Consider the following 21,409-nt stretch of genomic DNA (forward strand, 5'->3'; position numbering starts at 1 on the left):
GGAGGATCCCGACCCTGACACTGTGTCTTTCCGGGGCCACCCCGGGCCCCGTCCGGCAGAGTGGGCTGCCACAATGGACCGGGCGCTTGTGCATGGGTTCACAAGAGCCCTGCAAGATAAGTAGGTCCTCCCTCACCACCGAAGGTGCCCCCGTGGACATCAAGACCGCCTCGTCCCTCCACCGCCTCCGCCTGGTCTCCGCGCCGGAGGCCGTCTCCTTCCTCCTCCTGCTCGTCTGCTCGGTGCTCAAGCGCACGACGGAGTTCAACGCGGTCCCGGTCATGGGCGCGATCCACGGCGTGCTCTTCATCCTGTACGTGCTCTTCTGGCTGGACGCCTGGAACCGCACCAAGTGGAACGTGAAGACCGCGGCCGTCTACTTCGTGCTCTCCGTCCTCCCCTTCGGCGGCTTCGTCGCCGAGCGCAAGCTGAAGCGCGCGGCCGAGGACGAGGTCATCGCCTCCCGCGCCCGCCGCGAGGGCAAGGTCAACGCGTGATCGTCGCCTTCTCGGTCACTCCGCTGGGTGTCGGCGAGGACGTCGGCGAGTACGTCGCTGACGCTGTGCGCGTCGTCCGCGAGTCCGGTCTGCCCAACCGTACGGACGCGATGTTCACCTCGATCGAGGGTGACTGGGACGAGGTGATGGACGTCGTCAAACGTGCCGTCGCCGCGGTCGAGGCCCGCGCCCCGCGCGTCTCCGTCGTCCTCAAGGCCGACATCAGACAGGGCGTCACCGACGGTCTCAGCTCCAAGGTCGAGACGGTGGAACGGCATCTCTCCGCCTGAACCGGAACGGTGGGCTGCGACACCGCCGGCGCGATCCCCAGGGGCGTCGGCCCGTACAGCACCTGATGTCCATGGCGGCGCGCGGTCAGCAGGCAGCATCGCGCAGGACAGCAGCGCGGAGCATGAGCGCGGACCGAAAGGCGAGACGGGGCTGACCGCCATATGAGCACTCGGTAGGGTCGGTGCCGTGCCGAAGCCGCTCAGCCTCCCCTTCGACCCCATCGCCAGAGCCGACGAGCTCTGGCAGCAGCGATGGGGCCCCGTGCCCTCGATGCCCGCGATCACCTCGATCATGCGCGCGCACCAGATCCTGCTCGCGGAGGTCGACGCCGTCGTCAAGCCGTACGGACTGACCTTCGCCCGCTACGAGGCACTGGTGCTGCTGACCTTTTCCAGGGCCGGCGAGCTGCCGATGTCCAAGATCGGCGAGCGGCTGATGGTCCACCCGACCTCGGTGACGAACACCGTGGACCGGCTGGTGAGGTCCGGTCTGGTCGACAAGCGGCCCAATCCGAACGACGGGCGCGGCACACTCGCTTCCATCACAGAGAAGGGCCGGGAGGTCGTGGAGGCGGCGACCCACGATCTGATGGAGATGGACTTCGGGCTCGGCGCGTACGACGCAGAGGAGTGCGCGGAGATCTTCGCGATCCTCCGCCCGCTGCGCGTCTCCGCGCGCGATTTCGAGGACGCGGGCTGAGTCGGACCCGTATGGCGTAACCCCGGGTCGTGCGCTGTTCCGCGCCGACGCGGGAATGCCCGTCAGAGGTGTTCACCCCTACCGGGCGATCGCCTCCTCCCCGGGTCCGTGGGCATTTTCCGGGCGGTTACGCTCGTACGCATGAAACAAAGCGTGCTGTCCCGTTACCGGGTGATGGCGTACGTCACCGCCGTCTGGCTGCTGGTCTTCACCGCGGCGATCATCCTGAAGTACGTCTTCGACACCGGCGACACCATGCTGATCTCGCAGGTCCACGGTGTGCTGTTCATCATCTACGTGATCTTCGCCTTCGACCTGGGCTCCAAGGCGAAGTGGCCGTTCGGCAAGCTGCTCTGGGTGCTGGCCGCCGGCTGTATCCCGGTGGCCTCCTTCTTCGTCGAGCCGAAGATCACCCGCGAGATGCGTCCGCTGGTCACGGACGGCGACGCGGCGACCGCCGAGGCGTAAACCTCCCGGATCCATCTGAGCCCCGTACCCATGTGCGGGGCTTCAGCCATCGACATTTACTAGGACGTCCTAGTAAATTCAAGGTATGGACGCTGACGCCATCGAGGAAGGCCGCCGACGCTGGCAGGCCCGTTACGACAAGGCCCGCAAGCGGGACGCGGACTTCTCCACGCTCTCCGGGGACCCGGTCGAGCCCATGTACGGGCCCAGGCCCGGGGACACCTACGAAGGCTTCGAGCGGATCGGCTGGCCGGGGGAGTACCCCTTCACCCGCGGCCTGTACCCGACCGGATACCGCGGCCGCACCTGGACCATCCGCCAGTTCGCCGGCTTCGGCAACGCCGAGCAGACCAACGAGCGCTACAAGATGATCCTGGCCAACGGCGGCGGCGGGCTCTCCGTCGCCTTCGACATGCCGACCCTGATGGGCCGTGACTCCGACGACCCGCGCTCGCTCGGCGAGGTCGGTCACTGCGGAGTCGCCATCGACTCCGCCGCCGACATGGAGGTCCTGTTCAAGGACATCCCGCTCGGCGATGTGACGACGTCCATGACGATCTCCGGGCCCGCCGTCCCGGTCTTCTGCATGTATCTGGTCGCCGCCGAGCGCCAGGGCATCGACCCGGCCGTGCTCAACGGCACGCTCCAGACCGACATCTTCAAGGAGTACATCGCGCAGAAGGAGTGGCTCTTCCAGCCCGAGCCGCATCTGCGTCTGATCGGCGACCTGATGGAGCACTGCGCGTCGGGCATCCCCGCGTACAAGCCGCTCTCGGTCTCCGGCTACCACATCCGCGAGGCGGGCGCGACGGCCGCGCAGGAGCTCGCGTACACCCTCGCTGACGGCTTCGGCTACGTCGAACTGGGCCTGAGCCGCGGCCTGGACGTGGACACCTTCGCGCCCGGCCTGTCCTTCTTCTTCGACGCGCACCTCGACTTCTTCGAGGAGATCGCCAAGTTCCGTGCGGCACGCCGGATCTGGGCGCGATGGATGAAGGAGGTGTACGGCGCGCAGACCGACAAGGCGCAGTGGCTGCGCTTCCACACCCAGACCGCGGGTGTCTCGCTCACCGCTCAGCAGCCGTACAACAACGTCGTACGCACCGCGGTGGAGGCGCTCTCCGCGATCCTCGGCGGCACCAACTCCCTGCACACCAACGCCCTGGACGAGACCCTCGCCCTGCCCAGCGAGCAGGCCGCGGAGGTCGCGCTGCGCACGCAGCAGGTGCTGATGGAGGAGACCGGCGTCGCCAATGTCGCCGATCCGCTGGGCGGCTCCTGGTTCGTCGAGCAGCTCACCGACCGTATCGAGGCCGACGCCGAGAAGATCTTCGACCAGATCAAGGAGCGCGGCCGTCGGGCGCACCCGGACGGGCAGCACCCGATCGGCCCGGTCACCTCCGGCATCCTGCGCGGCATCGAGGACGGCTGGTTCACCGGCGAGATCGCCGAGTCGGCCTTCCGCTACCAGCAGTCCCTGGAGAAGGGCGACAAGCGGGTCGTCGGCGTCAACGTCCACCACGGCTCGGTCACCGGCGACCTGGAGATCCTGCGGGTCAGTCACGAGGTCGAGCGCGAGCAGGTACGGGTCCTGGCGGACCGCAAGACCGGCCGTGACGACGCGCGAGTCCAGTCCTCGCTGGACAAGATGCTGGCCGCGGCCCGGGACGGCTCGAACATGATCGAGCCGATGCTGGAGGCGGTCCGCGCAGAGGCCACGCTGGGCGAGATCTGCGATGCGCTGCGGGACGAGTGGGGGACGTACACCGAGCCGCCCGGCTTCTGACGTTCCGTACGGCCTGTACGGCAGCCCGCTCCGCGCTTGCGGGGCGGACTGCCGGGCTTTCGCCGGTGATCCTTCTTCTGGCCCTTCTGCCGGCTCTCTGGTTCAGCTCTGCAGCGAGGCCAGCCCCGACACCAGCAGCATCGTGAAGCTGCGCGCCCACACCTCGTCCACCGGCTCCGCGCTGACCAGCGCCCGGTGCACCACCGCTCCCGCGATCACATCGAAGATCAGGTCCGCGCTGCGGGCCGCCGCCTCCGGATCCTCCTCGTACGGCAGCTCGCCGCGGGCCTGCGCGCGAGCCCGGCCCTCGAGCACCAGCCGCTTCTGACGGTCGACGATCGCCGAGCGGATCCGTACGCGCAGCGCGTCGTCGCGGGTCGACTCCGCGACCACCGCCATCAGCGAGGTCTTCGCCTCCGGCCGGGCGAGCAGCGACGCGAACTGCAGCACCACGCCCTCCACATCGGCCGTCAGACTTCCGCGGTCGGGGAGTTCGAGCTCGTCGAAGAGCACGGCGACGGCGTCGACGACAAGCTCGCTTTTGTTCGTCCAGCGGCGGTACAGGGTGGTCTTGGCGACTCCGGCGCGGTTGGCCACATCCCCCATCGTCAGCTTCGACCAGCCCAGCTCGACGAGCGCCGCCCGCGTCGCCTCGAGGATCGCGGTGTCGGCCTCGACGCTGCGGGGGCGTCCCGTACGTGCCGTACGTGCCGTTTTGGAGCGGGTGTAGCTGCACATGACGGCGACCATACCGGCGGGTAGGCATTCTGCTGTGAGCCAGTTCACCGGAGGAATCTCACACGGGGTGGTGCGAGTGCAGTTACGCTACGACTCGTAGCGAAAGCCTAGACCGGCTCGAGCGACGACCACTGGCGCCAGGTGGGGACCCGGTGCCGAACATTTTCGCCAGTGCGGCGGTCTCTTGGCCGTCCTTTTCACATGCGCGCGCGAAGGGGGGAGGATGTACGCATGCAGCCTAGGAACATGTCCATGAGCGGCGTCGTCGACCTTGCCGCGGTGAAGGCGGCCAGTGAGGCCAAGGCCAAGGCGGAGGAGGCCCGTGCCCAGGCCGCCCGCCAGGGCGGCGGCGGTGCCGTACCCCCTTCGAGTCTTGTGATCGACGTCGATGAGGCGGGCTTCGAGCGCGACGTCCTCCAGCGCTCCACCGAAGTCCCGGTCGTCATCGACTTCTGGGCCGAGTGGTGCGAGCCGTGCAAGCAGCTCAGTCCGCTGCTGGAGCGGCTGGCGCAGGAGTACGGCGGCCGGTTCGTACTTGCCAAGATCGACGTCGACGCCAATCAGATGCTGATGCAGCAGTTCGGGATCCAGGGCATCCCGGCTGTCTTCGCAGTGGTGGCCGGTCAGGCGCTGCCGCTCTTCCAGGGCGCCGCCCCTGAGGCCCAGATCCGCCAGACGCTGGACCAGCTGATCCAGGTCGCCGAGGAGCGCTTCGGTCTGACCGGCATTGCGGTCGACCCGGACGAGGCGGGCGTCGAGGCGTCGGGCGCGGAGCCCGTCGTGCCCGAGGGTCCGTACGACGCCTTGCTGGAAGCGGCCGTACAGGCGCTGGACGCGGGCGACTTCGGCGGCGCGGTCCAGGCGTACAAGAACGTGCTGTCCGACGACCCCGCCAACACCGAGGCGAAGTTGGGCCTCGCCCAGGCCGAACTGCTCGCCCGCGTACAGGACTTGGATCCGCAGAAGGTACGCCAGGAAGCGGCCGGTGATCCGGCCGATGTGCAGGCCCAGATCGCGGCGGCCGATCTGGATCTGGTCGGCGGCCATGTCGAGGACGCCTTCGGCCGGCTGGTCGAGACGGTGCGCCGCACGACGGGCGAGGAGCGTGACGCGGCACGGGTGCGGTTGCTCGAACTCTTCGAGGTCGTCGGCCCGGAGGACCCGCGGGTGACGGCGGCGCGCTCGGCGCTGGCGAGAGTGCTGTTCTGAGCCATGTTTGAAAGACATGTGACGAACGCTCTGTTCCGTCAGGTCTGACGGTTTCGCGGCGGCGGCGCCGGCGAGGCACCGCCGCCGTTTTGGCGACACAGTGACAAAAGGCGGCTGCGCTTTACCAAAACTTGGTAATCGCAGGCTCTGTTACTCCCAGTAAATCAAGCCTCTTGTTCTGTCCGCTTATCTGCGGCAATCCACCGTTCTGGCACACCACTGTGCGGCACCCTGTGTGGCCACCCGGCGTCAGGCCGTCGTGGCGTGGTTATCAGGCCGTTACTAGTGAGTAACGAACCCCCTTGTGCCCTGGCCTGGAATGGACCAACATCGGCGACGCTCGGTCCAATACCGCACCAGCTCGGCCCCCAGCCGTGCCGCGGGAACTTGGGTCCCCACCGAGTCGGCCGGCGGCAGTGGCGCCGGTCGCGGACAGGGGGGTTCCTGCCGAACGGCAGGGCCTGTCCGGCAGGTTGTGCGTGATGCGTCAGGCGCGACCAGTGGTTGTCGCTCGGGGGTGATCGCCGGTGTTTCGGACGCAGCTAGCGCCTGAAAGTACGGGCGCTCTCCTTCCCGAGGACGTAGCACTTCTCCCATCCCAGGACGGACCCACGGTCCGGACCGGAGATGTACGTCCGAGAAGGAGGAAAGTCATGGAGTCTGTGGCTCGTGGCGGAACCAGATGGAAGCGGTTCGCCCTAGTCATGGTGCCGAGTGTGGCCGCAACGGCCGCGATAGGCATCGGCCTGGCACAGGGGGCGCTCGCCGCTTCCTTCAGCATTTCCGGCCAGGAGTTCAAGGTCAAAGCCAAGAGCCTGACCGGTACCAACTTCGTTCAGTACGGCAGCGTGGCATCCGGTAAGACGCTGGACGGCAAGGACTTCGCGGCTCCGGTCGCGGTGTCCGGTTTCAAGACCGCCACCATCGTCGACATGTGCCAGTCGGTCGTCACTCCCAACGTGCCGTTCATCGGCAACGTGAGCCTTGAGCTGAGGGCCGGTCAGGACGCGAAGAAGCCGGTCGAGGCCACGGACATCTACCTGGATGTCTCGGACCTCAAGGCGGACGCCGCGTTCGAGGACATCGACATCGGCGTCGCGGCGGGTCAGCTCAAGGACCCGGGCATTCAGCCCGGTACCAGGGCCAACCCGTACGGCTTCGCACAGCGCGCGAAGGTGGCGAAGCTGACCGGCGTTGAGCAGAAGGCGTGGGCGACCACGGCCGGCACGTTCAAGCTCAGCGGTCTGCAGCTGAAGCTTCACAAGGGCGTCAAGGAGTGCTTCTAGGAGCGTCCGCTCCAGTCGGCACTTTGGACGGGCCGGGGCCGTCTGTACGAGGCCCCTGCCCGATCCACCCATCTCACACTTCTTTGAGTAAGACCGTTCCAGGGAGCTGTTTTCCATGAGCGCCGAGTCCACTGGTTCCCGCGGATTCACCTACTGGCGGCTGCGCTTCCGCGCATGGCGTGGCAACCGGCCCTTCTGGGCAGGCCTGTTCACCCTGCTCGGTGGCATCCCGATCGCCTACTTGCCGTACGCCGACCTCCGGCTCGGCAATCTCACGATCGCCATGGCCACCACGGCGGGAGCGGGCTCGCTGATCATCGGCGTCCTGCTGATGACGCTCGGCCTGACGATGTGGTTCCACTCCGTCGTCCGGGTGTTCGCGGGTGTCGCCACGATCGTTCTCGGGCTCATCTCGATCCCGGTCGCGAACATCGGCGGGTTCCTGATCGGATTCCTGCTCTCTCTGATCGGTGGAGCGATGTCCATCTCCTGGGCACCGGCCAAGCCGGCGGCCGAGCCCGTCGAGCGGTCCGAGCCGGAAGAGACCCCTGGCCCGGACAGCGATGCGAGTGACCCGTTTTTTCCCGAGCCGCGCGCTGACGAGGGATACGACCCGAACGTGACCGGAACGACTGCCCACGCCAACGGCGGGAGGAACAGTGCGGGGTGACGAAACGCAGCTGAGCACGGCTGATGGTGGTGATTCCACCAGGGTGAAGTCCGGGCCGCGGCATGCGGCTCCAAGGAAATCGCTCCTGACCAAGCTGCAGATACCCGCGAGCAAGGCGATAGCCCTGGCCGCCATGCCCACTGCCGTATTCGTGGGCATGGGACTCACCCCCAGGCTGGCAGTTGCGGACGACAAGGACATCCCCTTCGCCCCGGGTCCGTGTGTGACCCGCTCGGACGAGCCTGCGGAGTCCGAGTCGCCGAAGCCGTCGGAGTCGGAGAAGCCCTCCGAGTCTCCGTCGGAGGAGCCAGAGCCGACCCCGAGCGGTTCGGCGGGCGGCAACGACGAGGACGAGCCGAAGCCGGGCACGACCCCGTCGGCCTCTGACGCGGGCGAGCCCGCGGACGCGAACGCGCCCTCGACGAGCCCGGCTCCCACGCCGAGCGAGACGCAGACCAGGAACCCGCTGGACCCGCTGGGTGTCGGCGAAGCGATCAAGGACATCCTGGACGGCCCCGACGAGGAGCCGACCAGCAGCCCGACGCCGAGCGCCACGGCGACCACCGAGCCGACGCCGTCGACAACTCCGTCCGCGAAGCCGTCCACCGAGCCGTCCACCACGCCCTCCACCAAGCCGTCCACGGAGCCCACCGACACGGTGGACGAGGTGGATGAGACGGTGGACAAGACCAAGGACGCCATCAAGGACGCGGCGGACAAGGCCGGGGCGACGACCGAGGAGCTGGACGAGGCGGTCAAGAGCCTCGACCCCAAGTTGGACGTGGACATTCCGGACGGGGCCAAGCCGCCCTTCCCGTGCCCGACCACGGACCCGAAGGCGCTCGCCGCGGCGGACCTGGAGCCGGGCCTCCCGCTGCTCCCGGACGACCCGTGGATCCTGGAGACCTCGAAGCTCACACTGAACGGCCTGGACTACAAGGGCATCGTCGAGGTGAAGACGGGCAGCGGAAAGATCAAGAAGGTACTGAAGTTCACGGCTTCGAGCGTGGACATCAAGGACCTCCACCAGCTGGTCGTCGGCCCGAACGGGACGACCGCGCATGTCGAGGCCTCCAAGGGCTCCACCTCGACGATCCGCAACGGCACGGTGACGATGTACACGGAGGAGCTGAAGGGCAACCTCTTCGGCCTCATCCCGGTCACCTTCAGCCCGCAGACCCCTCCGCCGCTGAATGTTCCCTTCGCCTTCTTCACCGACGTGAAGGTGACGCAGGCGGGCCAGTTCGGCGGGACGCTGACGGTTCCCGGCCTGCACAACCACTTCACCGGTGGCAACTAAGCCCTTCCGGGAGCCGCACAAGGCTGTGGGCCGCACCTCGACTTCAGGTGCGGCCCACAGTCGTTTCTATGACAGCGGTTTGACCATGACGGCGAAGACCGGGGAGTCGGCGAATGGCTGTCGCTCACCGACCTTCCGATACCCCCAACCCTCGTACCGTGCTTGAACCTTCGCGTGCGTGGTGTCGACGAGCAGAACCGCGATGTCTTCCTTCAGGTTCGCCAGCAATGCTTGATGAAGCCGGTCTGCGACGCCCGTCTTGCGCCACTCAGGACGCACCATCAGTTCCGATACGGCGTACGTTCGCGCCTTCTCCGGCGCAGGCTTGAGATGGTCGCGCCACCACTCACGCCCCTCGTTGAGTGGAGCTCCGTACGCAAAGCCGATCGCATTGTCACCGGCGTAGCCAATGACACACGTGAACTCGGCATGGGCGCCCCAGTGATCCACGAACCACGGAAATCGCTGACTGAAGGGATCGTCCGGCGAATACTCCGGGATCGTTGCGTGCACGTCGAGCAGCGTCTGGCGTATGGCCGGAAGGTCTTCGTGTCGATAGTGTCGCAGCTCGATCATGGAATTCAGCTCCACTTCGCGCGCAATCGGTCGGTCAATTCTGCTGCCTGCTGAGACTTCGGCGCATGGTCCTGAACCGAGCGGTGAAAGTCGCCAAGCTCGGTGCGGATGCGCCCGGGGATCTCTGCGCCCTCCATGATGCTGAATACATCGCTGGCCGTTGCGCACGCAAGATCGAGATCGCCCTGGTGAAGCTGTGCGAGTGCCAGGCGGACGGTGGACAGCGCCCTGTTGCGGCGATATCGGTCCGGCGTGATGGCCAGGGCTCTGTGGGATGACGCTTCAGCTTCCGCCGACAATCCCAATCGCTGCTGAACGATGGCGGTGATGGCGAGCAACTCGGCGGGGCCGTAGAAGCCAATCCAGCTGGGTCGCGATACGGGCCTTGCTTTGTCCAGGGCTTCCTCGGCGTATCCGAGGCTTCGCAGAGCGGTATGCCGGTCGTTCCGATTGGAGTGGCCGATTGCGAGCCTTGCGTGCGCGAGCGAAGCGAAGAGCGGATCGCGGCGAGTGATCGGCAAAGCCTGCGCGGCTTGCGCCGCTGAGATCGCATCGGTGTGTCGCCGTCGTTGCCGGGAGAGCATTGCGATCTGGTTCCACGCGCTGAACTGTGCTGCGCTGTCCTGGGCCATTCCGGCGAAGACCATGGAGCGCCCCAGGTGCTGCTGCGCCTGGTCGAGCCGACGGTCGTCGATACAGGACCATGCCGCCCTGGTGGTGTAGTCGGCGGCGACGCTGAAGAGCCTCTGGCGAACGCGCTCACTCACGCCGCTCTGCTGCAACCTGAGAGCCAGCTGAGCACCCGCCAAGGCAGCTTCTTCCAGTGCGGAATGCCCTCCGCGCCGGTCGTCCAGCGTCGTCAGGTGGTCGAGCCCGTCCTGGAGCCGCTCTACGTCCGCAGCCCCAACCCGGCGCGATGCAGGGACAAACGATGCGGCTGCGGTTCCGGTGGCAGAGGTGATGAAGGTACGTCGCCGCACGGGATCCTCCGGAGGCACTGCGGTACGGGGCGGGCTGAACCCGAGGTCCTTGACCGGGCAGTCGAAGACCCTCTCCAGTGCAACACAGGTGCGCCCGATGGGGCGTCGGGTCTTTCCACTCACCAGGTTGCGAACCGTGCGGTCGGAAACATCGCCGGGCCTGCCGGTGATCTCATCGAGCGCGTCATTCATACGACGCGCCAACTCCTCCTGAGTCAGGCCGAGTTCGATCATCCGGCTCTTGAGTGCGACGTTGGACACCATGTGATCGGAAGTAGCCCGCCGTTCCTCTTCGGGCCAGGCGGCGAGTCATGAGGGTGCAAAGTTTTCCGGTCGCCGGCGGGAGCGGGGACAACGTCCCTTCCTGTTCGCTCGCATTCCCGCGGTCGTTGACTGGTTGCAGTTCATCGGCCGTGCAGCATCGAGTGGAAAAGGCCTGCCCGTGAAGAGCGATACACCCCGCACCGTAAGTGACCATGAACTCGTCGCGCCCGCAGGTGAGTTCGGCATGCGATTCACCTCCAGTCCACGTGGTGCCCGCCTCGCGCGGCGATTGGTGGCTCACCGACTCGACGACTGGGGCTATCCGTATGCGTCGGAGGCCAACGAGACGGTCACCCTCATCGCGGCTGAACTCACAGGCAACGCTGTTCGGCACGGGCATGTCCGCGGGCGGGACTTTCACGTCCGACTGGTCCTGACGGCATCCGTGATCCGAATCGACGTTACTGATACCCGAACCGAGGAACAGCCGTTAGTTTCCTGTGCGGCCGACCCCGAAACTGACGGCGGCCGCGGGCTCTTCCTCGTTTCCCAGCTGGCAACCCGCTGGGCTGTTATCCCTCGTCCATCAGGTCCAGGAAAGACAGTCTGGGCCGAGCTGCAGGTGTGATAGCCGATCAGAGCTCAGGCTGCGTCTGATTTGGGTACAGAATCGCCCGCTGTCCTTGCCGAAGTCGATCCGCTGGTTGGGGGCGGGGTGGGGGATGCGGCGAGCTGTGAGGGAGGCGTGTGCATGTCCGCTCAATAATTCCAAAGAATCTTCCCGGCTGAGGACTCGGCGTTCTAGGGTGTCCAAGCTGTGGTCGCCCGAACCGGCGCGCGGGCGTGCAAGTTCTGGGCTGCTGGCGGCGGAGCCGAGACGATCGGCAGAGAGGCCTTCGCCTCGGTGGGGGTGAGCTTCCTGTGAGCGGCCTCTTCGACGATCTCGACCGGATGGATCTCGACGCGCAGGTGTGCCGCTGGTCCGCTCCTGATGTCCGGGAGGCCGAGGGCGACGTCAGTGAGTGGATGGCGGCTGCCCAGCAGTTCGCCGCCAGGCTTCAGAGGGACTGCGCACGGCTCTCGGACAAGCAGTGGCAGGCGGCAGCGCAGGCGTGGTCGTCCCTGCTCGCGGCAGCAGAGCATTCGACGGGCCCGCAGAGCCACGAGTGGCTGATGCGGGACTTGTGGCTGAGGGCGTCGCTGTTCGACGCGGTGGGCCCGCGGCAGGGCGTACCGCTGCTCGACGCGGGGCTTGTGCTCGAACGGGCGCTGGACGCCATGCCCATGACGTCGCAAGCGGCGTCCGAGCTCGCCCCGGGCTGGCGTGAGCTGGCGCGCGAGCAGATCCTCGAACTGCGCACCATCCGACGTTTGCTCGCCCCGGCGAGGCTGCTCGACTCGCTGCTCGCGGAGCACCCGCGCCGAGGCGAATACGAGGTCTGGCGGGAGGTGGCCGCGCAACTTCCGTGATATGCGACGGCGCCGGCCTCCACCGGAGGCCGGGGCACCGTCATGTCTGTACACGGACGGTGCGCGGTCGGCCGCGCTGCTTGCCGCCCAAGAGGTGCACCCGCACCATGTTCGTCCACGGCGCACAGGAGGCGTTGACGCATCTCACCGGTCGTGGAGCACCCTCGGGCGCGTGACCGGTACCACCGTGAGCAGGTCGTCCAGCCCCTTGAAGTCGTCCGGGTTGGTGGTGAACAGCGGAAGGCCCTCAGCGATCGCGACGGCCGCAATCATCAGATCCACAACGCGACGCCTTGGCTTTCGGCCCGCGGCGATCACGGCCGCGCAAACCCTGCCATAAATGCGAGCCGCCTCCACGCCGAAGGGAATGGGATCGAACTCGCTCTCTGCGCGCTGTAGTACATCGAGTCGTCTGGCTCGCTCGGCGTACTCGTCGTAGTCGCTCTGTTCCTCGTTTCTGCGGACCTCGTGAGGTCCCGCGGAGAGCTCGGCGAGGGTGATGGCGCTGATCGCCACCTCGGCGGGCAGCTCGTCGGGATCCACCCACTTCCGGAGGATCATGATGTTGGTGTCGAGCAGACCCTGCAGGTGCGCGACGGGCACTTCGGCGGATCTTTCAACGGGCATACGGGTCGTCCGCTTCCTGCTCGGCCGTCATGTCCTGATCCGCGCGGAAGGCGTCGAGCGAGATGTCGGGAGCGGACCGCGACAGTGCCGCGAACTCTCCACGGGGGACGAAACGCCTGCGTCGACGCAGCGGGATCAGCTCACCGATCCGGTGCCCGTCGCGCGTGACGGTGAACGACTGCCCGTCCTGCACTGCGTCCATGATCTCTTTGGATCGGTTGCGGAGATCGCGTTGGGTGATCTCGGGCTGCGTGCTCATGGCTCCACGGTACGCCGTTAGTGACGCCACGTGCCACAGGGTGCTACACACGCGCCGTACCGCTGCTGTCTGGGCGATCCGGGATTCGCCGCCCCATCAGGAAGGGCGGCACCCCGGTTCCCAGGAACCGGGGTGCCGCCCTCGTCAGCTGTGGGGCAGGCGCGTCAGGCGCGGTGCTCGCCGCCCAAGTGGTGCACCCGCACCATGTTCGTCGTCCCCGGGACTCCCGGAGGCGAGCCCGCCGTGATGATCATGATGTCGCCCTCGTTGTGCCGCTGGAGCTTCAGCAGCTCCGCGTCGACCAGGTCGACCATCGCGTCCGTGTTGTCCACGTGCGGAACCACATACGACTCCACGCCCCAGCTCAGCGCCAGTTGGCTGCGGGTCGCCGCCTCCGTCGTGAAGGCCAGGATCGGCTGGGCCACGCGGTAGCGGGACAGGCGGCGGGCCGTGTCGCCGGACTGGGTGAAGGCGACCAGGGCCTTGCCGTCCAGGAAGTCCGCGATCTCGCAGGCCGCGCGGGCCACCGAGCCGCCCTGGGTGCGCGGCTTCTTGCCCGGGACCAGGGGCTGGAGGCCCTTGGAGAGCAGCTCTTCCTCCGCCGCGACGACGATCTTCGACATCGTCTTGACCGTCTCGATCGGATACGCGCCGACCGAGGACTCGGCCGAGAGCATGACCGCGTCCGCGCCGTCCAGGATCGCGTTCGCGACGTCGGACGCCTCGGCGCGGGTCGGGCGGGAGTTGGTGATCATCGACTCCATCATCTGGGTCGCCACGATCACCGGCTTGGCGTTGCGGCGGCACAGCTCGACGAGGCGCTTCTGCACCATCGGGACCTTCTCGAGCGGGTACTCGACGGCCAGGTCACCGCGCGCGACCATCACGCCGTCGAACGCCATCACGACGTCCTGCATGTTCTCGACCGCCTGAGGCTTCTCCACCTTGGCGATGACCGGGACCCGGCGGCCCTCCTCGTCCATCACCTTGTGGACGTCCTTGACGTCGCTCGCGTCCCGTACGAAGGAGAGCGCGACCAGGTCGCAGCCCATCCGCAGGGCGAAGCGCAGGTCGTCGACGTCCTTCTCGGACAGGGCCGGGACATTGACGGCCGCGCCGGGCAGGTTGATGCCCTTGTGGTCGGAGATCACACCGCCCTCGACGACGATCGTCTTGACCCGCGGACCCTCGACCTCGACGACCCGCAGCTCGACATTGCCGTCGTTGATCAGGATCTGGTCGCCCTTGGACACATCGCCGGGCAGGCCCTTGTAGGTAGTGCCGCAGATCGACTTGTCGCCGACGACGTCCTCGGTGGTGATGGTGAATTCGTCGCCGCGGACCAGTTCGACCGGCCCCTCGGCGAAGGTTTCCAGACGGATTTTGGGGCCCTGGAGGTCGGCGAGCACGCCGACCGCGCGGCCGGTGTCGTCCGACGCCTGGCGCACGCGGTGATACCGCTCCTCGTGCTCAGCGTGGGTTCCATGGCTCATGTTGAATCGGGCCACGTTCATGCCGGCCTCGATGAGCGCTTTCAGCTGCTCGTAGGAGTCGACGGCGGGGCCAAGTGTGCAGACGATTTTGGAACGGCGCATAAGGCGGATCCTATCGGTTTGTTTCGATGCGGAATATTCCGTCTAGTGGAAAGTACAAATGGGCGGGCTGCCGCTCAGGCGAGGGCAGCTGGGGGCCGTTCTCAGTCGCCCTCCGGAGCGACCAGAGCGAAGGTCTGCTGGGCGATCTCCAATTCCTCGTCCGTCGGAACCACGGCCACCGCGACCCGTGCGTGGCCGGGCGAGATCAGACGCGGTTCGCCGTTGCGTACGGCATTCAGGTCCGCGTCCACCGCAAGCCCCAGCTCCTCCAGGCCCGCGACGGCTGCCTCGCGCACCGGCGCAGCGTTCTCACCGACCCCGGCCGTGAACACGATCGCGTCCACCCGGCCGAGTACCGCGTAATACGCGCCGATGTACTTCTTCAGCCGGTGGATGTAGATGTCGAAGGCGAGCCGGGCGCGCTCGTCCCCCTCGTCGATCCTGCGGCGGATCTCCCGCATGTCGTTGTCGCCGCACAGACCCATCAGACCGCTCTTCTTGTTGAGCAGTTCGTCGCTCTCATCCGCCGACATTCCCGCGACCCGCTTGAGGTGGAACGTAACCGCGGGGTCGATGTCACCTGAGCGGGTGCCCATCACCAGGCCCTCCAGCGGCGTCAGTCCCATCGAGGTCTCCACGCACCGGCCGCCCGCGACCGCAGACGCGGATGCCCCGTTGCCCAGGTGCAGGACGATGACGTTCACCTCGGACGGGTCCTTGCCCAGCAGGGCCGCGGTCCGGCGGGAGACGTACGCGTGCGACGTGCCGTGGAAGCCGTAGCGGCGGATCCGGTGTGCGTCCGCCGTCTCGACGTCGATCGCGTAGCGGGCCGCGGACTCCGGCATCGTCGTATGGAAGGCGGTGTCGAAGACCGCCACCTGGGGGAGATCCGGGCGCAGCGCCCGGGCGGTACGGATGCCGGCGATGTTCGCCGGGTTGTGCAGCGGGGCCACCGGGACCAGCCGCTCCACCTCGGTGAGCACCTCGTCGGTGATCACGGTCGGCGCGGTGAACCTCTGGCCGCCGTGGACCACCCGGTGGCCGATCGCCGCCAGCTCGGGGGAGTCCAGGCCCAGCCCGTCCTGCGTCAGCTCGTCGGCGACCGCCTTGAGCGCGGCGCCGTGATCGGCGATCGGGCCGGTGCGCTCGCGCTTCTCGGCGCCGTCACCGGTCAGCGGGGTGTGCACGAGGCGGGAGGCCCCCTCGCCGATCCGCTCGACCAGCCCGACCGCCAGACGCGAGGAGTCACTCATGTCGAGCAGCTGGTACTTCACCGACGAGGAGCCGGAGTTGAGGACGAGGACCCGGGTGGCATTCGCGGTCACGGCGGTGGTGCTTTCTGTAGGCGTGGTCATATGGATGCGGTCTGCACGGGCTGTGACTGGATCGCGGTGATCGCGACCGTGTTCACGATGTCGCTGACGAGCGCGCCCCGCGACAGGTCGTTCACCGGCTTGCGCAGACCCTGCAGCACCGGTCCGACGGCCACGGCGCCGGCCGAGCGCTGCACGGCCTTGTAGGTGTTGTTGCCGGTGTTGAGGTCCGGGAAGATCAGCACCGTCGCCTCGCCCGCTACCTCGGAGTCCGGCAGCTTCGTCGCCGCGACGGACGGCTCGACCGCCGCGTCGTACTGGATCGGGCCCTCGATCCGCAGGTCCGGACGCAACGCCCGCACCAGCTTGGTCGCCTCCCGCACCTTGTCGACGTCCGCGCCGGAGCCTGAGGTGCCCGTGGAGTACGAGAGCATCGCGATCCGCGGCTCCACGCCGAAGCGGGCCGCCGTCACCGCCGACTGGACCGCGATGTCCGCGAGCTGCTCGGCGTTCGGGTCCGGGTTGACCGCGCAGTCGCCGTACACCAGCACCTTGTCGGCCAGGCACATGAAGAAGACCGACGAGACGATCGAGGCTCCCCCAGCGGCTCCCCCAGAGGCTTCGCCCTGGGAGGTGCCCCCAGGCTTCGTCTTGATGATCTCGAAGGCGGGGCGGATCGTCGCGGCCGTCGAGTGCACCGACCCCGACACCATGCCGTCGGCCAGGCCCTCCTCGACCATCAGGGTGCCGAAGTAGTTCACGTCCGCCACCACGTCGTACGCCAGCTCCACCGTCACGCCCTTGTGGGCGCGCAGCCGTGCGTACCGCTCGGCGAAGACCTGGCGCAGCTCTGAGGTCTGCGGGTCGATCAGTTGGGTGGCGTCGGCGCTCAGGTCGATGCCGAGGTCCGCGGCCTTCTTGCGGATGACGTCCGTGTCGCCGAGGAGGGTCAGCTCGCAGACGTCGCGGCGCAGCAGCACGTCGGCGGCGCGCAGCACCCGCTCCTCGGTGCCCTCGGGCAGCACGACGCGACGGCGGTCGGCGCGGGCCTGCTCTAGCAGGTCGTGCTCGAACATCATCGGGGTGACCCGGCCGCTGCGGGCCACCGAGATACGGGCCAGCAGGTCGCCGGTGTCGACATGCCGCTCGAACAGGCCCAGCGCGGTCTCCGCCTTACGCGGCGTCGAGGCGCTCAACTTGCCTTCCAGCGCGAAGAGTTCGGCCGCGGTGGGAAAGCTGGTGCCGGCGACCAGGACCACCGGGGTGCCGGGCGCGAGCCGGGAAGCCAGCGTCAGGACCTGCTCGCTCGGCCGCTCGTTCAGCGTCAGCAGTACGCCCGCGATGGGCGGGGTGCCGGCGGAGTGCGCGGCCAGCGCGCCCACCACCAGATCGGCGCGGTCGCCGGGGGTGACCACCATGCAGCCGGGGGTCAGTGCGTTCAGGACGTTGGGCAGCATCGCGCCGCCGAAGACGAAGTCCAGCGCGTCACGGGACAGGCCCGCGTCGTCGCCGAGGAGAACCGTGCCGTGCAGCGCGTAGGCGATCTGGGCGACCGTGGGGGCGGCGAGGGCCGGCTCGTCGGGCAGCGCGTAACAGGGCACCGGGAGGCGGGCCGCCAGCCGCTCGGCTATGCTCTCGCGCTCCTCGGGGATGACCCGGTTGGCGACCATGGCGAGGATGTTGCAGCCCAGGGCCTCGTACGCGCGGTAGGCATTACGGGTCTCGGCCCGCACCGACTCGGCGGTCTGGCCCTTGCCGCCGACCACCGGGATCACCGAGGCGCCGAACTCATTGGCCAGCCGGGCATTGAGTGCGAGCTCGTCGGGCAGCTGCGTGGCGTGGTAGTCGGTGCCGAGGACGAGTACGACCTCGTACTCCCGCGCCACCTGGTGGAAGCGCTCGACGAGCCGGGAGACCAGCTCGTCGGTGCCCTTCTCGGCCTGCAGCGCGGCGGCCTCGTGGTAGTCGAGGCCGTAGACGGACGCGGGGTCCTGCGACAGCCGGTAGCGGGCACGCAGCAGGTCGAACAACCGGTCGGGGCCGTCGTGGACCAGCGGACGGAAGACGCCCACCCGGTCCACCTGGCGGGTCAGGAGCTCCATGACTCCCAGCTCGACGACCTGCCGGCCGTCTCCGCGGTCGATCCCGGTTACGTACACGCTGCGCGTCACGCATGCTCTCCCGTCATGTCCATGTTTGTGCATACAAAAAAGCCGCTTGGGGCGGCATTGCCCTCTTGACAATACCTCTGCGGGTGGATAAGGCGCCCGCCGGGCGAGGCCTGGTCCAAAGGCCCGCGAGCGAGGGCCCGGCGCAGTACGGCGGAGTAGCTGAAAGCGCGGGTTCCCCGGGGTCCGTGGAACAATCGAACCTGGGCTCACATGTACCAATGACGAGCAGGAGACACAGCACGATGCGCATCGGAGTTCTCACGGCAGGCGGCGACTGCCCGGGCCTGAACGCAGTGATCCGGTCGGTCGTGCACCGGGCTCTGACCGGCCACGGCGACGAAGTCATAGGTTTCGAGGACGGGTTCAAGGGGCTGCTCGACGGCCACTACCGGCCGCTCGACCTCAACGCCGTCAGCGGCATTCTCCCCCGCGGCGGTACGATCCTGGGCTCCGCGCGCCTCGAGCGCGGCCGGCTGCGCGAAGCCGCCGAGAGTTCCGCGGAGTTGGCGAAGCAGTACGGCATCGACGCGCTCATCCCGATCGGCGGCGAGGGCACGCTCACCGCGTCCCGGATGCTCTCCGACGCGGGGATGCCCGTCGTCGGCGTGCCGAAGACCATCGACAACGACATCTCCGGCACCGACCGCACCTTCGGCTTCGACACCGCCGTCACGGTCGCCACCGAGGCCATCGACCGCCTCAAGACCACGGCCGAGTCGCACCAGCGCGTCATGGTCGTCGAGGTCATGGGCCGGCACGCGGGCTGGATCGCGCTGGAGTCCGGCATGGCGGGCGGCGCGCACGGCATCTGTCTGCCCGAGCGGCGTTTCCAGGTCGAGGACCTGGTCAAGATGGTCGAGGAGCGATTCTCACGCGGCAAGAAGTTCGCGGTGGTGTGCGTGGCGGAGGGCGCGCATCCGGCAGAGGGCTCGATGGATTACGCGAAGGGCGCGATCGACCAGTTCGGGCACGAGCGCTTCGAGGGCATCGGCAACCGCCTCGCCGCGGAGCTGGAGCTGCGGCTCGGTAAGGAGGCGCGGCCGGTGATTCTCGGTCATGTGCAGCGTGGTGGCACGCCGACCGCGTACGACCGGGTGCTGGCGACGCGCTTCGGCTGGCATGCGGTGGAGGCGGCGCACCGCGGCGAGTTCGGCATGATGACCGCGCTGCGCGGGACGGACGTGGTGATGGTGCCGCTGGCGGCGGCGGTCGCCCAGCTGAAGACCGTGCCCGAGGACCGGGTGTACGAGGCGGAGTCGGTCTTCTGACCCTGCGTGCTTCGGCTTCGGCTTCTGCTTTGACGTTGACTCCTGCTTCGGCTTCGGCTGCCGAGTGGCCTTGACCGTGACCCCCGTGCGCGATCAAGGCCACTCCTTTTTCGCCTTGGATGGCGCAGATCACTCTTGAGTTGACTGGAGTGAATCGCAAGGCTGTTCCGCGTCCGGGACATGTCCCGACCCTGTCCCAGCAGGTGAACGTCGAAGGGGAGGGACGCATGGACTCCGACGGACCCGCCGCTCCGGATCCCGAACAGGCCCGGAGCTCTGCCGAGTTCGTCGCGCAGATGCAGGCGCTCAAGGACTGGTCCGGCCTGACCTACCGGGAGTTGACCGCTCGGGCGGATGCGGTCGGCGACGTACTGCCGCGCTCGACCGTCGCCAATATGCTCAGCCGCAGCACGGTGCCGCGCGAGGAACTCGTGGCGGCGTTCGTACGCGCCTGCGGCTGCGGCCCCGGGACGGCCGAGACCTGGCTGCGCGTTCGCAAGGAGCTCAGCCGGCGCGAACGGCCGTCAGCCGAGGTCCCGGAGTACGCCGTCGGCGAACCGGCACCGGCAGCGGGACCGGGAACGGAACCGGGACCGGGACCGGCAGCGGGACCGGGACCCGGCGCCGAGGAGTCCGGGCCGCCCGAGCCGCCGCGCAGACCGTGGCTCGCCCGTGCGTTGCTGCCGACGGTGGTCGTCGCGCTGGGCGGGGTCGCGCTGGCGGTGACGCTCGCCTCCTTCGACTCCGACGAGCGGGAGAAGAAGCAGAGCACGGAGCCCGGCTCTTCGCGGCCCGCCTCTGCGCAGCCGGGCTCGTCTCAGCCCGGCACTCTTCAGCCCGGCCCTCTTCGGCCCGGGCCCGTACGGATCAGGGCCGTCCATTCGGGTCTGTGTCTGGCAGAGGAAGGCGGGCAGAACGGGCAGCTGTACCAGCAGCCGTGCTCGCCCGACACCACCCCGCGCTTCAGCCTGAAGGGCCTCGAACCCGCCTGGCGGATCGTGACCTTCCACAGGACATTCGGCGAGGGCTGCACCGGTGTCAAGGAGAAGTCGATGGAGGTCGGCGCGCCGGTCGAAGACCAGGAGTGCGGCAAACGCGGCCCCGCAGAGGCCTTCCGGCTGGAGCCGGTGGGGAAGCCGGTGCGCGGCTACCGGATGCGGCCCCTGCACAGCGACCTGTGCGCCGGGGTGCCTGAGGCCGCCACGCAGCCCGGCGCCGAGATACGGCAGCTGACCTGCACCAAGGACGCGAAGGGTCAGTTGTTCGCGTTTGACCGGGAGACCGGCACGCCCTAGCCGTGCGCCAGTTCCCAGAAGTGGTCCACTATCCGGTCCAGGAACTCCCGGCCCGGCTCCCCGGTGTCCTGTGACGTGGCGCCCCAGCTGAGGGTGGCCACCATCCTGGACTGATAGGCGGCGTGCAGCTCCTGCAGCACGCCCTCGAGGTGGCCGCGGTCCATCGGCAGCATCTTCCCGACCGGGCGTACGTACGCCTGCCAGCGCGCCTTCATCGCGTCCCGCAGCAGATCGGCGAGGTCCTCGTCCCGGCCGGTCGCGGTCAGCAGCTCGCGGGGGCCCAGTTCCAGCGCCTCGGCGAGCGCGCTGGTCTGCCGCTCGTTGCCGCGCCAGCGCCCCGACTCCTCCATCCGCCCGTACGAGGTGGCGTCCACGCCCACCCGCCGAGCCAGGTCGTCGGGGGCGAGGCCGCGCGCCATCCGGTGCTCGCGCAGGGTGGTCGCGGCGGTGAGCAGATCGGTGGGCGCGCACCACAACACCCCCGCGAGCGCCGTCAGTTCGTGCGCTCCGGGGGCGTCGAGTCCGCGTTCCCAGGCGACCACCGTGTCGGGGGTGATGTGGAGCCCGTACTGGGCACGGAGGCCGTACGCGACATGGCCGGGAGCCATTCCGAGGGCCTCGCGCAGTCGGCGTGCGGCGGGGGCGTT

General features: G+C 68.2%; 22 protein-coding genes. 13 read left to right on the top strand and 9 right to left on the bottom strand.

What is annotated here, in order from left to right:
* The first annotated feature begins 152 nt into the window (after nucleotides 1-152).
* The 5 genes from ACFYWY_RS04345 to ACFYWY_RS04365 all read left to right on the top strand — a co-directional run bounded on the left by ACFYWY_RS04345 (nucleotide 153) and on the right by ACFYWY_RS04365 (nucleotide 3,741).
* Nucleotides 153-497 carry a DUF3817 domain-containing protein gene (locus tag ACFYWY_RS04345; protein ID WP_389179424.1) on the top strand — a complete coding sequence of 115 codons (345 nt, stop codon included), beginning with the start codon at nucleotides 153-155 and terminating at the stop codon, nucleotides 495-497.
* The gene (locus ACFYWY_RS04350; RefSeq protein ID WP_307661037.1) at nucleotides 494-787 is read left to right on the top strand and encodes an MTH1187 family thiamine-binding protein; all 294 of its coding nucleotides are present in this window, start codon (nucleotides 494-496) and stop codon (nucleotides 785-787) included. The genes ACFYWY_RS04345 and ACFYWY_RS04350 overlap by 4 nt, the downstream gene beginning before the upstream one ends.
* Before the next feature lie 187 nt (nucleotides 788-974).
* On the top strand, nucleotides 975-1,487 hold the full coding sequence (locus tag ACFYWY_RS04355; RefSeq protein ID WP_389179428.1) for a MarR family winged helix-turn-helix transcriptional regulator: 513 nt from the start codon (nucleotides 975-977) through the stop codon (nucleotides 1,485-1,487).
* Between the two features lie 141 nt (nucleotides 1,488-1,628).
* Nucleotides 1,629-1,955, top strand: coding sequence for a DUF3817 domain-containing protein (locus ACFYWY_RS04360; protein WP_389179432.1), 327 nt, complete (start codon nucleotides 1,629-1,631; stop codon nucleotides 1,953-1,955).
* An 85-nt stretch (nucleotides 1,956-2,040) separates the two neighbouring features.
* Nucleotides 2,041-3,741, top strand: a complete 1,701-nt coding sequence (locus ACFYWY_RS04365; protein ID WP_389179435.1) for a methylmalonyl-CoA mutase — start codon at nucleotides 2,041-2,043, stop codon at nucleotides 3,739-3,741.
* 102 nt (nucleotides 3,742-3,843) lie between these two features.
* Here the strand turns inward: ACFYWY_RS04365 and ACFYWY_RS04370 are convergent, their stop codons facing one another.
* Nucleotides 3,844-4,479 carry a TetR/AcrR family transcriptional regulator gene (locus ACFYWY_RS04370; protein WP_389179438.1) on the bottom strand — a complete coding sequence of 212 codons (636 nt, stop codon included), beginning with the start codon at nucleotides 4,477-4,479 and terminating at the stop codon, nucleotides 3,844-3,846.
* A 231-nt stretch (nucleotides 4,480-4,710) separates the two neighbouring features.
* On the opposite strand from ACFYWY_RS04370, the gene ACFYWY_RS04375 reads away from it, so the two are divergent.
* From ACFYWY_RS04375 to ACFYWY_RS04390, 4 genes are all read left to right on the top strand, one after another.
* Nucleotides 4,711-5,688 carry a tetratricopeptide repeat protein gene (locus tag ACFYWY_RS04375; protein ID WP_389179441.1) on the top strand — a complete coding sequence of 326 codons (978 nt, stop codon included), beginning with the start codon at nucleotides 4,711-4,713 and terminating at the stop codon, nucleotides 5,686-5,688.
* Nucleotides 5,689-6,341: 653 nt separating this feature from the next.
* Nucleotides 6,342-6,974, top strand: coding sequence for a DUF6230 family protein (locus ACFYWY_RS04380; RefSeq protein ID WP_389179444.1), 633 nt, complete (start codon nucleotides 6,342-6,344; stop codon nucleotides 6,972-6,974).
* A gap of 115 nt (nucleotides 6,975-7,089) precedes the next feature.
* The gene (locus ACFYWY_RS04385; protein ID WP_389179447.1) at nucleotides 7,090-7,644 is read left to right on the top strand and encodes a DUF6114 domain-containing protein; all 555 of its coding nucleotides are present in this window, start codon (nucleotides 7,090-7,092) and stop codon (nucleotides 7,642-7,644) included.
* The gene (locus ACFYWY_RS04390; RefSeq protein WP_389179450.1) at nucleotides 7,634-8,944 is read left to right on the top strand and encodes a hypothetical protein; all 1,311 of its coding nucleotides are present in this window, start codon (nucleotides 7,634-7,636) and stop codon (nucleotides 8,942-8,944) included. The genes ACFYWY_RS04385 and ACFYWY_RS04390 overlap by 11 nt, the downstream gene beginning before the upstream one ends.
* A 66-nt stretch (nucleotides 8,945-9,010) precedes the next feature.
* On the opposite strand, the gene ACFYWY_RS04395 is transcribed toward ACFYWY_RS04390, so the two are convergent.
* Together ACFYWY_RS04395 and ACFYWY_RS04400 are read right to left on the bottom strand one after the other, a co-directional pair.
* Complete coding sequence (locus ACFYWY_RS04395) at nucleotides 9,011-9,520, bottom strand: GNAT family N-acetyltransferase (RefSeq protein WP_389179452.1); 510 nt, start codon at nucleotides 9,518-9,520, stop codon at nucleotides 9,011-9,013.
* Nucleotides 9,521-9,525: 5 nt separating this feature from the next.
* A complete protein-coding gene (locus ACFYWY_RS04400; RefSeq protein WP_389179455.1) occupies nucleotides 9,526-10,764 on the bottom strand; it encodes a helix-turn-helix transcriptional regulator in 1,239 nt (412 codons plus the stop codon).
* 244 nt (nucleotides 10,765-11,008) lie between these two features.
* On the opposite strand from ACFYWY_RS04400, the gene ACFYWY_RS04405 reads away from it, so the two are divergent.
* Together ACFYWY_RS04405 and ACFYWY_RS04410 are read left to right on the top strand one after the other, a co-directional pair.
* Nucleotides 11,009-11,392 (top strand): ATP-binding protein, encoded by a 384-nt coding sequence (locus ACFYWY_RS04405; RefSeq protein WP_389179599.1) that lies wholly within the window; start codon nucleotides 11,009-11,011, stop codon nucleotides 11,390-11,392.
* Nucleotides 11,393-11,685: 293 nt separating this feature from the next.
* On the top strand, nucleotides 11,686-12,234 hold the full coding sequence (locus ACFYWY_RS04410) for a hypothetical protein (RefSeq protein WP_389179458.1): 549 nt from the start codon (nucleotides 11,686-11,688) through the stop codon (nucleotides 12,232-12,234).
* Between the two features lie 144 nt (nucleotides 12,235-12,378).
* Here the strand turns inward: ACFYWY_RS04410 and ACFYWY_RS04415 are convergent, their stop codons facing one another.
* The 5 genes from ACFYWY_RS04415 to pta all read right to left on the bottom strand — a co-directional run bounded on the left by ACFYWY_RS04415 (nucleotide 12,379) and on the right by pta (nucleotide 18,199).
* Nucleotides 12,379-12,861, bottom strand: a complete 483-nt coding sequence (locus ACFYWY_RS04415; protein ID WP_389179460.1) for a type II toxin-antitoxin system VapC family toxin — start codon at nucleotides 12,859-12,861, stop codon at nucleotides 12,379-12,381.
* Entirely contained in the window at nucleotides 12,851-13,120 is a 270-nt protein-coding gene (locus ACFYWY_RS04420) for a type II toxin-antitoxin system Phd/YefM family antitoxin (protein WP_389179463.1), read from the bottom strand. The genes ACFYWY_RS04415 and ACFYWY_RS04420 overlap by 11 nt, the downstream gene beginning before the upstream one ends.
* A 164-nt stretch (nucleotides 13,121-13,284) precedes the next feature.
* The gene (gene pyk / locus ACFYWY_RS04425) at nucleotides 13,285-14,715 is read right to left on the bottom strand and encodes a pyruvate kinase (RefSeq protein ID WP_389179466.1); all 1,431 of its coding nucleotides are present in this window, start codon (nucleotides 14,713-14,715) and stop codon (nucleotides 13,285-13,287) included.
* Between the two features lie 101 nt (nucleotides 14,716-14,816).
* Nucleotides 14,817-16,070 (bottom strand): acetate kinase, encoded by a 1,254-nt coding sequence (locus ACFYWY_RS04430; protein WP_389179468.1) that lies wholly within the window; start codon nucleotides 16,068-16,070, stop codon nucleotides 14,817-14,819.
* On the bottom strand, nucleotides 16,067-18,199 hold the full coding sequence (gene pta / locus ACFYWY_RS04435) for a phosphate acetyltransferase (RefSeq protein ID WP_389179471.1): 2,133 nt from the start codon (nucleotides 18,197-18,199) through the stop codon (nucleotides 16,067-16,069). The genes ACFYWY_RS04430 and pta overlap by 4 nt, the downstream gene beginning before the upstream one ends.
* Before the next feature lie 242 nt (nucleotides 18,200-18,441).
* Between pta and ACFYWY_RS04440 the strand changes: the two genes are divergently transcribed.
* Together ACFYWY_RS04440 and ACFYWY_RS04445 are read left to right on the top strand one after the other, a co-directional pair.
* Nucleotides 18,442-19,467 (top strand): ATP-dependent 6-phosphofructokinase, encoded by a 1,026-nt coding sequence (locus tag ACFYWY_RS04440; protein ID WP_389179473.1) that lies wholly within the window; start codon nucleotides 18,442-18,444, stop codon nucleotides 19,465-19,467.
* A gap of 227 nt (nucleotides 19,468-19,694) precedes the next feature.
* Nucleotides 19,695-20,762 carry an RICIN domain-containing protein gene (locus ACFYWY_RS04445; RefSeq protein WP_389179476.1) on the top strand — a complete coding sequence of 356 codons (1,068 nt, stop codon included), beginning with the start codon at nucleotides 19,695-19,697 and terminating at the stop codon, nucleotides 20,760-20,762.
* On the opposite strand, the gene ACFYWY_RS04450 is transcribed toward ACFYWY_RS04445, so the two are convergent.
* Nucleotides 20,759-21,370, bottom strand: coding sequence for a helix-turn-helix domain-containing protein (locus ACFYWY_RS04450; RefSeq protein ID WP_389179602.1), 612 nt, complete (start codon nucleotides 21,368-21,370; stop codon nucleotides 20,759-20,761). The genes ACFYWY_RS04445 and ACFYWY_RS04450 overlap by 4 nt on opposite strands.
* Between the last annotated feature and the right edge of the window lie 39 nt (nucleotides 21,371-21,409).

The sequence above is a fragment of the Streptomyces sp. NPDC002870 genome (genome assembly GCF_042888505.1).
Taxonomy (GTDB): Bacteria; Actinomycetota; Actinomycetes; order Streptomycetales; family Streptomycetaceae; genus Streptomyces.

What these genes read in the sequence shown, in the direction of transcription:
- ACFYWY_RS04440 (WP_389179473.1), top strand. Translation starts at nt 18,442, where the DNA reads ATGCGCATCGGAGTTCTCACGGCAGGCGGCGACTGCCCGGGCCTGAAC.
- ACFYWY_RS04385 (WP_389179447.1), top strand. Translation starts at nt 7,090, where the DNA reads ATGAGCGCCGAGTCCACTGGTTCCCGCGGATTCACCTACTGGCGGCTG.
- ACFYWY_RS04395 (WP_389179452.1), bottom strand. Translation starts at nt 9,520, where the DNA reads ATGATCGAGCTGCGACACTATCGACACGAAGACCTTCCGGCCATACGC.
- ACFYWY_RS04380 (WP_389179444.1), top strand. Translation starts at nt 6,342, where the DNA reads ATGGAGTCTGTGGCTCGTGGCGGAACCAGATGGAAGCGGTTCGCCCTA.
- ACFYWY_RS04375 (WP_389179441.1), top strand. Translation starts at nt 4,711, where the DNA reads ATGCAGCCTAGGAACATGTCCATGAGCGGCGTCGTCGACCTTGCCGCG.
- ACFYWY_RS04405 (WP_389179599.1), top strand. Translation starts at nt 11,009, where the DNA reads ATGCGATTCACCTCCAGTCCACGTGGTGCCCGCCTCGCGCGGCGATTG.
- ACFYWY_RS04370 (WP_389179438.1), bottom strand. Translation starts at nt 4,479, where the DNA reads ATGTGCAGCTACACCCGCTCCAAAACGGCACGTACGGCACGTACGGGA.
- ACFYWY_RS04400 (WP_389179455.1), bottom strand. Translation starts at nt 10,764, where the DNA reads ATGGTGTCCAACGTCGCACTCAAGAGCCGGATGATCGAACTCGGCCTG.
- ACFYWY_RS04445 (WP_389179476.1), top strand. Translation starts at nt 19,695, where the DNA reads ATGGACTCCGACGGACCCGCCGCTCCGGATCCCGAACAGGCCCGGAGC.
- ACFYWY_RS04365 (WP_389179435.1), top strand. Translation starts at nt 2,041, where the DNA reads ATGGACGCTGACGCCATCGAGGAAGGCCGCCGACGCTGGCAGGCCCGT.
- ACFYWY_RS04420 (WP_389179463.1), bottom strand. Translation starts at nt 13,120, where the DNA reads ATGAGCACGCAGCCCGAGATCACCCAACGCGATCTCCGCAACCGATCC.
- ACFYWY_RS04430 (WP_389179468.1), bottom strand. Translation starts at nt 16,070, where the DNA reads ATGACCACGCCTACAGAAAGCACCACCGCCGTGACCGCGAATGCCACC.
- ACFYWY_RS04415 (WP_389179460.1), bottom strand. Translation starts at nt 12,861, where the DNA reads ATGCCCGTTGAAAGATCCGCCGAAGTGCCCGTCGCGCACCTGCAGGGT.
- ACFYWY_RS04360 (WP_389179432.1), top strand. Translation starts at nt 1,629, where the DNA reads ATGAAACAAAGCGTGCTGTCCCGTTACCGGGTGATGGCGTACGTCACC.
- pyk (WP_389179466.1), bottom strand. Translation starts at nt 14,715, where the DNA reads ATGCGCCGTTCCAAAATCGTCTGCACACTTGGCCCCGCCGTCGACTCC.
- ACFYWY_RS04450 (WP_389179602.1), bottom strand. Translation starts at nt 21,370, where the DNA reads ATGGCTCCCGGCCATGTCGCGTACGGCCTCCGTGCCCAGTACGGGCTC.